This is a genomic window from Streptomyces sp. NPDC058955 (assembly GCF_042741435.1).
GTDB lineage: Bacteria > Actinomycetota > Actinomycetes > Streptomycetales > Streptomycetaceae > Streptomyces.
The window spans coordinates 1-10,070 of record NZ_JBHYKM010000128.1; the positions used below are offsets into that span (position 1 = coordinate 1).

At 71.8% G+C, this 10,070-nt stretch carries 12 protein-coding genes; 6 read left to right on the forward strand and 6 right to left on the reverse strand.

Translation table 11 applies throughout. The features are described from left to right. Positions 1-45: 45 nt before the first annotated feature. Positions 46-717 (reverse strand): DUF6542 domain-containing protein, encoded by a 672-nt coding sequence (locus tag ACFW1I_RS32735; RefSeq protein WP_384676769.1) that lies wholly within the window; start codon positions 715-717, stop codon positions 46-48. 180 nt (positions 718-897) lie between these two features. On the opposite strand from ACFW1I_RS32735, the gene ychF reads away from it, so the two are divergent. Beyond that, complete coding sequence (gene ychF / locus ACFW1I_RS32740) at positions 898-1,986, forward strand: redox-regulated ATPase YchF (protein WP_384676771.1); 1,089 nt, start codon at positions 898-900, stop codon at positions 1,984-1,986. A 100-nt stretch (positions 1,987-2,086) separates the two neighbouring features. Here the strand turns inward: ychF and ACFW1I_RS32745 are convergent, their stop codons facing one another. The 5 genes from ACFW1I_RS32745 to ACFW1I_RS32765 form a co-directional block, all read right to left on the reverse strand. Further along, positions 2,087-2,350, reverse strand: a complete 264-nt coding sequence (locus ACFW1I_RS32745) for a type II toxin-antitoxin system RelE/ParE family toxin (protein WP_384676773.1) — start codon at positions 2,348-2,350, stop codon at positions 2,087-2,089. Further along, positions 2,343-2,612 (reverse strand): type II toxin-antitoxin system Phd/YefM family antitoxin, encoded by a 270-nt coding sequence (locus ACFW1I_RS32750; protein ID WP_384676775.1) that lies wholly within the window; start codon positions 2,610-2,612, stop codon positions 2,343-2,345. Before ACFW1I_RS32750 ends, ACFW1I_RS32745 begins: the two co-directional genes overlap by 8 nt. 233 nt (positions 2,613-2,845) lie before the next feature. Then, positions 2,846-3,475 (reverse strand): DUF6000 family protein, encoded by a 630-nt coding sequence (locus tag ACFW1I_RS32755; RefSeq protein ID WP_384676777.1) that lies wholly within the window; start codon positions 3,473-3,475, stop codon positions 2,846-2,848. A gap of 3 nt (positions 3,476-3,478) precedes the next feature. Next, the gene (locus ACFW1I_RS32760) at positions 3,479-4,210 is read right to left on the reverse strand and encodes a HEAT repeat domain-containing protein (protein ID WP_384676779.1); all 732 of its coding nucleotides are present in this window, start codon (positions 4,208-4,210) and stop codon (positions 3,479-3,481) included. Further along, entirely contained in the window at positions 4,207-4,593 is a 387-nt protein-coding gene (locus ACFW1I_RS32765) for a CPCC family cysteine-rich protein (RefSeq protein WP_384676781.1), read from the reverse strand. The genes ACFW1I_RS32760 and ACFW1I_RS32765 overlap by 4 nt, the downstream gene beginning before the upstream one ends. A 461-nt stretch (positions 4,594-5,054) precedes the next feature. Here ACFW1I_RS32765 and ACFW1I_RS32770 point away from each other — a divergent pair, with 461 nt between their 5' ends. From ACFW1I_RS32770 to ACFW1I_RS32790, 5 genes are all read left to right on the forward strand, one after another. Further along, positions 5,055-6,275 carry a hypothetical protein gene (locus ACFW1I_RS32770; RefSeq protein WP_384676783.1) on the forward strand — a complete coding sequence of 407 codons (1,221 nt, stop codon included), beginning with the start codon at positions 5,055-5,057 and terminating at the stop codon, positions 6,273-6,275. Then, on the forward strand, positions 6,272-7,558 hold the full coding sequence (locus tag ACFW1I_RS32775) for an MFS transporter (RefSeq protein ID WP_384676785.1): 1,287 nt from the start codon (positions 6,272-6,274) through the stop codon (positions 7,556-7,558). The genes ACFW1I_RS32770 and ACFW1I_RS32775 overlap by 4 nt, the downstream gene beginning before the upstream one ends. A 102-nt stretch (positions 7,559-7,660) precedes the next feature. Next, positions 7,661-8,359 carry an SRPBCC domain-containing protein gene (locus ACFW1I_RS32780; protein ID WP_384676787.1) on the forward strand — a complete coding sequence of 233 codons (699 nt, stop codon included), beginning with the start codon at positions 7,661-7,663 and terminating at the stop codon, positions 8,357-8,359. Between the two features lie 8 nt (positions 8,360-8,367). Then, complete coding sequence (locus ACFW1I_RS32785; RefSeq protein WP_384676789.1) at positions 8,368-8,907, forward strand: flavin reductase family protein; 540 nt, start codon at positions 8,368-8,370, stop codon at positions 8,905-8,907. Positions 8,908-8,916: 9 nt separating this feature from the next. Further along, positions 8,917-9,945 carry an aldo/keto reductase family protein gene (locus tag ACFW1I_RS32790; RefSeq protein ID WP_384676791.1) on the forward strand — a complete coding sequence of 343 codons (1,029 nt, stop codon included), beginning with the start codon at positions 8,917-8,919 and terminating at the stop codon, positions 9,943-9,945. Positions 9,946-10,070 lie beyond the last annotated feature (125 nt).

The following is a 10,070-nucleotide window of genomic DNA, read 5'->3' on the forward strand; positions in this document are numbered from 1 at the left end:
CGGCCTCCCGCTTGGCCCCAGGACACGGCCCAGGCTGCGGTTCGCCTACGGGGCCGGCCGCCGGCCCCGCGCGGGGGCCTGGTCGCGGCGGGCGGCGGGCCCGGCGCCGGTCCGGCCCCGGGGAGCCCCGGACGGCGGCCGGGACGGGGTCCCCGCGCCCGCGGGCCGACGGCGCCGCCGGCCGATGTCCCGCGCCTTCCGCACGCTCGCGATGACCCCGGCGATCAGCGTGCCGCCGTACAGCCAGCCGGCGTGCACGGCGAGCGCGGTGACCACGGCCATCGCCTGGCCGCCGAAGCCGCCGGTGCCGCCCGCGATCGGCACGACGCCGACGGCGAAGGCGATCGGCACCGCGATCGGCGCCGTGACCAGGTCGGCGGTCCTCACCCAGAGCGCCGTGAGCGCGCTCACCGGCAGGAACAGCAGCCCGAACGCCAGCGGCGACCCGTCCAGGACCAGCCAGTCCAGGAAACCGATCACGAGCATCGCGGCCGAGGCGAAGAGCCCCGCGCCGAGCCCCGTCAGCCGCGGCGCGGGCAGCCGCCGCAGCGCCTGCACCACCGGCGCGGGCCGCCGCGCGGCGGCCGGGGTGCCGACCCGGTAGACGGTGGCCGCGCCGGCCGTGCCCCCCTCCACCTCCACCAGCGCGCCGGGCGGCGTGAGAGGGGTCTGGGGCCGTCGGCGGCCTTGCGGCTGACTTGTCCTGTGCTGCTCCACCTCACCAACGTAGGTCGACCCGGTGGCCGGACGGGCCCGGGACACGCCCTTCGGGCGACCTCGGGCCGCAGTTCGACCGAAGTCGGCCGGAGTCCGCCGCCGACGGCCGGTGAGGGTCGGGCCGGACCCCCCGTAAACTGGGGGATCGACCCATCATCCGTATCTAGGGAAGTCGCCACCGTGTCGCTCACGATCGGAATCGTCGGCCTGCCGAATGTCGGCAAGTCGACCCTGTTCAACGCCCTGACCAAGAACGACGTGCTGGCGGCCAACTACCCGTTCGCCACGATCGAGCCGAACGTCGGCGTCGTCGGCGTCCCCGACCCGCGCCTGCAGAAGCTCGCCGACATCTTCGGCTCGCAGCGGCTGCTTCCGGCCACGGTCGACTTCGTCGACATCGCCGGCATCGTGCGCGGCGCGAGCGAGGGCGAGGGCCTGGGCAACAAGTTCCTGGCGAACATCCGCGAGTCCGACGCGATCTGCCAGGTCATCCGCGCCTTCAAGGACGAGAACGTCGTCCACGTCGACGGCAAGGTCTCGCCCAAGGACGACATCGAGACGATCAACACCGAGCTGATCCTCGCCGACCTCCAGACCATCGAGAAGGTCCTCCCGCGCCTGGCGAAGGAGGCCCGGATCAAGAAGGACGTGGCCCCCAAGGTCGCGGCCGTCGAGGCGGCGAAGGAGATCCTGGAGCGCGGCGACACCCTCTTCTCCCAGGGCATCGTCCAGGGCTCGGAGAAGGCGGAGCTCCTCCACGACCTCCACCTCCTCACCACCAAGCCCTTCCTCTACGTCTTCAACGTCGACGAGGACGAGCTGACCGACGACGCCTTCAAGGACGAGCAGCGCGCCCTCGTCGCCCCGGCCGAGGCGATCTTCCTCAACGCCAAGCTGGAGGCGGACCTCGCCGAGCTGGACGAGGCGGACGCCATGGAGCTCCTGGAGTCCGTCGGCGCAGAGGAGCCCGGCCTGGCCATCCTCGCCCGCGTCGGCTTCGACACCCTCGGCCTCCAGACCTACCTCACGGCGGGCCCGAAGGAGTCCCGCGCCTGGACGATCAAGAAGGGCGCCACGGCCCCCGAGGCGGCCGGTGTCATCCACACCGACTTCCAGAAGGGCTTCATCAAGGCCGAGGTCATCTCCTTCGCCGACCTCGTCGAGACCGGCTCCGTCGCCGAGGCCCGAGCCGCCGGCAAGGCCCGCATGGAGGGCAAGGAGTACGTCATGCAGGACGGCGACGTGGTGGAGTTCCGCTTCAACGTGTAGTCGCGCATGCTGCACGTGACCTGATTGGTCAAGCGTGCAGGCCGGAAGGAGGGGGCGGGCTCTGTCGAGTCCGCCCCCTTCGCCGTGTTGTCAGCGGCAATCAGGTGTCGTAGACGGTCGACCGGTGTCCTACATGAATGACCCAGACCACCAGTTCCCCGTTGTCGATCGTGTAGACGACGCGGTAATCGCCGACTCGCAGTCGGCGACGGTCCGGCTGGGACACGAGTGCGGTGGTGTTGAAGCCGAGTGGATCGCCTTCCAGCTCGGTCAGCTTGGCCAGGGTGCGCAGCGCCATCTCGTGCGGGATCTTCCGAAGCTCGGACTGCGCCTCGGGGCGGAAGACGGTTCGGTACTCACTCACTGCGCTCCAGTGTCTCCCTCATGACGTCCTCGATCGGGATGCCAGGTGCGGGGTTGGCCATGCGCTCGTCGATGATCCGATTGATCTCGCGCTCTTCCCACTCCTGGTACTTGCGCAGTACCTCGATGGAGACGACGGCGGCGACCTCTTTGCCGCGGCGCGTGATCACCGTGGGTACGTCGTCGCGGTCGGCGCGCTCCACGACCTCCGCCAAATGTGCGCGCACGTCGCGGATGGACTCTATGGGCAGTGGCTGCGTCATGCGCTCAAGCGTACCGAGTGTGCCATGTGTACACAAAGGCTCGGTCGGGGTGCAGGACGGGTCCCTTCGTCGTGGCTGCACGTGCTGGATGTGCTGGGTGAACCCGCACCTGAACCCGCACCAGACCCGATCACGCACCCTGATGCCCTGGGTCGGGCTGTACGAGGAGGGTCGCCGTTCCGCGGGCGCTACGCCCGGCCGCCCGGGGCTTGGCGGCAGTCAGGCAGCTGCGGCTACGGCCGGGTCCAGCCGTTGGCGAAGTCGCATTCGAGGTCCGTCCAGCGGCGAACCTCGGCGGGGGTGTGGCTGGGGTGGCCGAGGCGTCCCATGCCCTTGACCCACTCGTCCCAGAGGCCGCCGGGCTCCGTGAAACGGTCGGCATGGTGGGTGCCGAGGTGGGCGTCGAGGCGGAGGAGGGCGCCCAGGGCGGCGGGCTGGTCGTAGTGGAGGTCGGTGCGGGGGAGGTAGCGGTCGAGGTAGGCGGTGAGGATTTCGGTGTCGGCGTGTGTGCCGAAGCGGGCCAGAGTGAAGCAGTAGGCGCTGCCGGAATAGCAGACCTCGCTGGCCAGGAGCAGGTCGCCGATGCGTGCTCGGAACCGTTCGCGGCGGTCGACGCCGATCAGCCAGGCGGCGGTGAGGCGCGAGCGCCATTCGTACCCGAGGAGGGCTTCCAGTTCCTCGTCGGTGATCGCGGCGGCGTCATTCAGCAGGTGTCGGGTGAAGCGTGTGGTGTGCCACCACCGGGGGCCCAGGAACCGCCCGCCGTTCAGTACGAGGTAGCGCGGGAGGCCGCCGTACATCCTCGTCACGTAGCTCTCGACCACATGGCCGTAGCCGACTTCCTCGGGGTGCTGGGACGGCATCGGTCACCTCTCCGGGTGCAGGTCGGTACGGTCGATCCAGGTGGGGACGACGAAGATGTTGTCGCCCGTGGGGGCTTCGGAGGCTTCCAGCAGGGAACAGAGGCGGGACTCTTCGACCAGGTGCTCCCAGGGCGCGGTCCAGTCGAGTCCCCAGTCCAGGCCGGGGCCGGAGACGCCGTACGTGCGGCCGGCGTCCACCTGCCAGAACTGGGAGTAGAGGATCACCTGGGCGTGGTCGGCCAGGTCGTCGATGATCTCGGTGAAGTGGGCCGAGGGCCAGCCCGGGGCGTCGTCCGCAGCGGTGGCGCGTAGGCCCGCTGTGAGCGGTGGGACTACAGGAGTGCGGGCGCCGAGTTCGGTCAGGGCCCAGCGGATGCCTTCCGGTTCGCTCCAGTCCGGTGGCGTCGCCCGTTCCAGGCAGGCGCGGTAGGCGCGGCGCACGGGCTCGGCCGCGCCGTCGATCCTCAGGCTCGCCAGGGCCATGGCCGCCCATTCGCGGACGGTCGGGTTGTCGCTGTCCAGCAGGCCGATGAGAGCGGGGCCGCAACGGGGATCGCCCACCTCCTCGAAGACCTCGATGGCGGTCAGCTGACCGAAGCCACCGAGGGAAGGCAGGCCGTCGATGACGGCGGGTATGGCGTCGGCGCCGATCCAGATCAGCTCCGCGCGGGCGTCGTAGGACTCTTCGGCCTTGCCGTCGAGCTGCTGGACGAGTGTCTCGATGGGGGAGGTCATGACGCGGAGTGGTCCCGGCGCCAGAAGGTGGGGAGCCACCAGCAGAGCACCGAGGGGTCGTCGGGCCACGGGGCGCGGTCCTCGGCCGCCCGGTCCTCGAAGGAGTCGCGCGTCAGGTCGATGGGGCGCCAGGCGGGGTCGAGCGGCTCGTCGTCGGCCGGCGGGCGGACGTACCGGCGGCCGTGCTCGTCGCAGGCGCGGAAGGTCTGGTAGTTGCGCGGGGCCTCGACCAGGGAGACCTTGTTCGCGCCACCGGGCATGGTCGGCCGGCGGAACTGGACCCCGTCGTCCTCCCAGAAGCAGACGGGGCAGATCTCGTACGAGCCGGGCATCGCGCCCAGCGTGCGGTGCCCGCAGCACGGGCAGGGGGAGGAGTCGCTCACCTGCGCAGTCTCGGTGCAGGCCCTGCCGGTGTGCCAGGGATTTCACATCTCGGAGCCCCGGCCGGTCCGTCGCAGGTCGGGAACAGGCCGCGGGGCGGGCGGCCTTTCCGCGTTCTCGGGGGTGTCGGCCGGGGGGCTTCGGGGGTGGAGAAGGGGGTCCGTTCAGGTGGGGGGAGGCGGCGGGGGGTGCCGGGCGGGGGTGGGCGGCCGGTGGCGAAGTGACCGCGAAGTAACCGCGAAGCGGGGCTGCCTAGTGTCCTTCACGAGAGCCGCGGACAGCGGCCGACATCAGGGGAGGGGGTGTCCGACATGAGCGAGGTTTACGGTTTCAGCGAGGTCTACGCGTTCAGCGAGGTCTACGCGTTCAGCGAGGTCTACTGAAGTCACGGTTCGGCCGTGATGTGAAAGTGGCGGGAGTGGCCTCCAGGGGCCTCTCCCGCCTCCTCTCGGGGAGAAGACTGTTGTCAGACTTGCACACGTACCCGCGTCATGACGATGTCGTGTGGGCCGACCTGGAATTCGGGCCGGCGATCGAGCTGGACACCGTACGACTGCGGCGGGTCTGGAGTGCCTGGTTCGCTCTGACCCCGACGGTCGGCGGGCCGCTGTGCGCGGAGAGCACACCGCTCCTGCTCACCCTGCTGCGGGACGAGAAGCAGGACGTGCTGCCGCACTGCTCGCTGATCCTCCAGGGGGACGCGCGCTCGTGGCTGGCCCGGCAGGCCAGGGCCGACGAGTTCCTCGGGCGGACGCCCGCGGAGGTCGCCGAGTCGACCGGGCTCGAAGGCTGGCGGTTCCTGAGCGACCAGGTCGCGCGGTGGGCGGACCAGTCCGTGCCGCGGCGCGCGGTGCTCCTCCGGCTGCTCACCCAGCTCGGCTTCGAAGGACTCGCGTGCGAACTGGCCGAGCGGGACGCCGAGCCGGCGCACCCGGCGGCCGACCACCTCGCCTACGAGGCGGCCCGGGCCCGGCGCCAGCACCTGCGCGGCTCCACGGTGCCCACCGACGACTTCGCCCGGCTCGCCACCGACGGACGGACGCCCTCGCTGCGGATCCTGTCCACCACCCAGCTCATCTCGATCCTGCTGCGGGACCGGGACGGCGAGCGCGGCAGCGGCTACTGGGCCGCGTACGGCGAGGAACTGCTCCCCCTGCTCGCGGAGTCGGACCCCTGGGTGCGCGCCCTCACCCTGAGCCGGTACTGGCGGGCCGCGGCCTTCCACCACCTCACGGGCAAGGACACGGACCGCGCCCGGCGGGCGATGGAGACCGCCTTCGCGGCGGGCGAGGAGGCCGAGGGCCTCGCCGCCACCTCGCAGGAGTGGCACTCCGCCCGCGAGAACACCCGGCTGCTCATGGACGTCACCGTGAAGGCGGGCACGTCCGTCTTCTCCGCCGACTTCGTGGCGGACGCCACCCGGGAGCTGCTCCGGCTGGACCCCGACGAGCCGTCGGCCAGCTACTTCGTCGCGGCCCGGATGCAGCGCGCCGGCGAACTGCGGGAGGCCGCCGCGGAGTTCGAGCGCGGCGCCCGGCTCGGCGCGCTGCGCGGCGCCGGTTCGGCCTACCGCGCCGTGCAGTGCTTCCAGGAGCTCGGCGACGAGGACGCGGTCGCCCGGACGAGCAGGCTGCTGCTCGAACTCGACCCGGCGGCGCAGCTGCCCGAGGGCACGGCCGCATGACCACCGTCCAGCAGGAGGAGCGGTCGACCGCCCCGCTCGGCCGCAACTTCTGGCTGCTGTGGAGCGGTTGGTCGGTCTCCAGCGTCGGCAACGGCCTCACCGTCACGGCCCTGCCGCTGCTCGCCGCCGACATCACCAGCGATCCGGCGACGCTCTCCCTGGTCGGCATCGCGGACAAGCTCCCGTGGCTGGTGCTCGCGCTGCTCGGCGGCGTGCTCGCCGACCGCTGGGACCGCCGCCGCGCCATGTGGATCTCGGACGCGCTCCGGTGCGTCCTGCTGAGCCTGCTGGTCGCGGCCGTGATCGGCGGCTGGGTCTCGATCCCGCTGCTGATGGCCGTCGCCTTCAGCGTCACGGCGATCGAGACGGTGTACGACAGCTCCCGCACGGCGATCCTCCCGATGGCCGTCGCCCGGGACCGCGCCACCCTGGAGCGGGCGAACAGCCGGCTGATGACGGCCAACACGACGGCGCTCAAGTTCGTGGGCCCGGCGCTCGGCGGCTGGCTGTACACGATGGGGCGGGCGTTCCCCGTCGTCATCGACGCGGTCAGCTTCGCGGTCAGCGCGGTCTTCACCTTCCTGATGCGCGGCGACTTCCGCGCGGGCGGCGACACGGCGGCGAAGCGCCGGCCGCGCGGCGCGATGCGGGCCGAGATGGCGCAGGGCGTGCGGTGGCTGGCCCGCCACCGCGTGCTCCGCGTCTACACCCTGGTCGCCGGGCTGACGAACATGTGCACGGTCGGCCAGCTGGCGATGCTGGTGCTGTACGCCCGGCAGGTCATGCACCTGGACGACGCGGCGTACGGCCTGCTCCTCGCGTCCGTGGCCGCGGGCAGCGTGACGGCGGGATTCACCTGCCGGCCGCTCACCCGCAGGCTGGGCCCCGCCCGGTCGGCCTTCGGCAGCACGCTGATGGGAGCCCTCGGCTTCACCCTCCTGGGCTTCACCAGCGAGGTGCCCCTGGTGGCCCTGGGGCTGGCGGTCACCGGCTACACGGCGATGACCTGGAACGTCACGACCGTCTCCATCCGGCAGGCCATCGTGCCGCCGGAGCTGACCGGTCGGGTGAGCAGCGTCAACCGGCTGGTCGCCTTCGGCCTGATGCCCGTGGGCATCTTCCTGGCCGGCCAGATCGCCGCGCGGACCGAGCTCGCCACGGTCTACACGGTGGGGGGCCTGTTCGCCGCGGCGGTCTCCCTCGTCGCGCTGATCGGCCTGTCGAACGCGCAGGTCGAGAGGGCCGTGGAAGAAGCCACGGAGAAGACGTCCGACGGCGCTTAGCCGCCGCCGGACGACAGTTGGACGCCGACGACGACGACGCCGCCGGACGGCAGTCGGCAGTGGGCAGTTGGGCCCCCGATGACACACACCTGGAGGTAGGACATGCGGGAAACTTCGACCGAGCGCGAGATCAAGGCCGACCGGGAGCGGGTCTGGGCGGCCTGGACCGACCCCAAGGAGGTCCGCGCCTGGCTCAATCTGATCGATGTGGAGGTCCCCGCCGAGCCGGGTGACGCCCTGCGCTGGCAGTTCAACCGCGGCGGGCGCGTCGACCTGGTCTTCACGGCCGTCCTGCGCGAGGTCGTGCCGGGCGAGTCCTGCGCGTACGACTGGGACGTGCCGGGCAACGACGAGCCGACGCGCGTGACCGTCGAGTTCGTCGAGCTGGACGGCGGCACCAAGGTGCGGCTCCGCCACACGGGCTTCAGCGAATCGCTGCGCTCCCGCCTGGAGTTCGACGCGTACGACCACCACTGGTGGCACTACCTGGAGCGGCTCGCCGCGTACCTGGAGCACCGGCCGTTCCAGTTCCACAAGACGCTGACGCCGCCGAAGACCGGCATCATCCCCCTGGGTGTCGCCCCGGAGACCGGCATGGTCGTCGCGGACGTGGCCATCAACTCGGCGGCGGAGTACGTCGGCATCCAGCCCGGTGACGAGATCCGCGCCATCGACGGCATCCCGCTGAAGGAGATGGAGGACTTCCACCGCTGGCTGGACGACGCCGAGGCCGGCCAGACCTCGACGTTCACCCTCAAGGACCGGTCGGTCGACCTCGTCCTGCGCCCCTTCACGTCCTGAACGTCCCCATGGTCTCGGACACGGAGTTCCGGACCGCACTCGCCAGGTTCCCCAGCGGGGTCACGCTCGTCACGGCACGGGGAGAGCGCACGGGCGCTCACGGTCTCACCGTGAGCGCCTTCTGCTCCGTCTCGCTGGAGCCCCCGCTCGTCCTGGCCTGTGTGGCGCGGTCGTCGCGGACCCTGACCGCGCTCCACGAGGCGGGGCGCTTCGGGGTGAGCCTCCTCGGCGCGGACCATCACGCGGTGGCGGCCCGGTTCGCCTCAAAAGACACTGACAAGTTCACGGGCGCATGGGCGATGCTGAGCCCGGACGGCCCCCCTGTGCTGCCGGACGCTCTGTTCGCCATGGAATGCACCGTGCACCAGATCTTCCCGGCAGGTGACCACGAGGTGGTCGTCGGAGCGGTCGAGGCGGTCCGTCTCGGCGAGGGAGTACCGCTGGTGTACCACGACAGGACACTCGGCCTCCTCGCCGGCCGACGGCCGGCCGGCGCCCTGGCGTCGGCCGGGGCGGCCGCCCCGCGGGGATACGACGAGAGAGGCTAGAAGAGGTACATGGAACATCGTCAGCTGGGCGGAAGCGGCCTGATGGTCAGCGAGGTCACGTACGGCAACTGGCTCACCCACGGTGAGCTGGCCGAGCGCGACCAGGCCCTCTCCTGCATCCGGGCCGCGCTCGACGCCGGGATCACCACTTTCGACACCGCCGACGTGTACGCCCAGGGCGCGGCCGAGGAACTGCTCGGGGTCGGTCTGCGCGGCATCCGGCGGTCCTCCCTGGAGATCACCAGCAAGGTGTGTCTGCCCACGGGGGAGGGGCCCAACGACCGCGGGCTGTCCCGCAAGCACATCATGGAGTCCTGCGAGGCGTCGCTGCGCCGGCTCGGCACCGACTACCTGGACCTCTACCAGGCGCACCGCTTCGACGAGCGGACTCCCCTGGAGGAGACGCTGATCGCCTTCGACGACCTGGTGCGGCAGGGCAAGGTCCTCTACCTCGGCGTCTCGGAGTGGACCGCCCCGCAGATCGAGGCGGCGCTCACGGCGGCGGCCGGCCTCGGCCTGCGCAGCCGGATCGTCTCCAACCAGCCGCAGTACAACATGCTGTGGCGGGTCATCGAGCCCGAGGTCGCCCCGCTCTGCCTGCGGGAGGGCATCGGCCAGCTGGCCTTCCAGCCCCTCGCGCAGGGCGTGCTCACCGGCAAGTACCGGCCGGGGCAGGAGTGGCCCGAGGACGCGCGGGCGAACGCGGGCGGCCGCGCGCCGACCTTCATCAACCGGGTCCTCGGCGGGGACGTGCTGGACGCCGTGGAGCGGCTGCGCCCGATCGCCGCGGAGGCCGGCCTCTCGCTCGCGCAGCTCTCCATCGCCTGGGTGCTGAGCCGGCCGGGAGTGGCCTCGGTCGTCGCCGGCGCCACCAAGCCCGAGCAGATCAAGGAGAACGCGTCGGCGGCGGGCGAGCGCCTCGACGAGGACGTGCTCCGGCGGATCGACGAGACCCTGGGCGACCTCGTCGACCTCGATCCGACGAAGACGGCCCGGATGATGGCCGTGAAGCCGTCCTGGGCGGTGTCGACGGGCTGAGCCGAGAGCCGCGGCGGAGTCGCGGGGCGCGGGGGGGGGGGGGCGGGGCCCCGGCCGCGCGGGGCCCCGGTAGGGGGGAACCCCCCCCCCGCCGGGGGGGGGGAGACGGGGGGCGGGGGACGCGC

Bases quoted from the DNA above. Each gene is read 5' to 3' on its own strand.
- ACFW1I_RS32750 (WP_384676775.1), bottom strand. From the start codon at position 2,612: ATGACGCAGCCACTGCCCATAGAGTCCATCCGCGACGTGCGCGCACAT.
- ACFW1I_RS32755 (WP_384676777.1), bottom strand. From the start codon at position 3,475: ATGCCGTCCCAGCACCCCGAGGAAGTCGGCTACGGCCATGTGGTCGAG.
- ACFW1I_RS32760 (WP_384676779.1), bottom strand. From the start codon at position 4,210: ATGACCTCCCCCATCGAGACACTCGTCCAGCAGCTCGACGGCAAGGCC.
- ACFW1I_RS32775 (WP_384676785.1), top strand. From the start codon at position 6,272: ATGACCACCGTCCAGCAGGAGGAGCGGTCGACCGCCCCGCTCGGCCGC.
- ACFW1I_RS32780 (WP_384676787.1), top strand. From the start codon at position 7,661: ATGCGGGAAACTTCGACCGAGCGCGAGATCAAGGCCGACCGGGAGCGG.
- ACFW1I_RS32785 (WP_384676789.1), top strand. From the start codon at position 8,368: ATGGTCTCGGACACGGAGTTCCGGACCGCACTCGCCAGGTTCCCCAGC.
- ACFW1I_RS32790 (WP_384676791.1), top strand. From the start codon at position 8,917: ATGGAACATCGTCAGCTGGGCGGAAGCGGCCTGATGGTCAGCGAGGTC.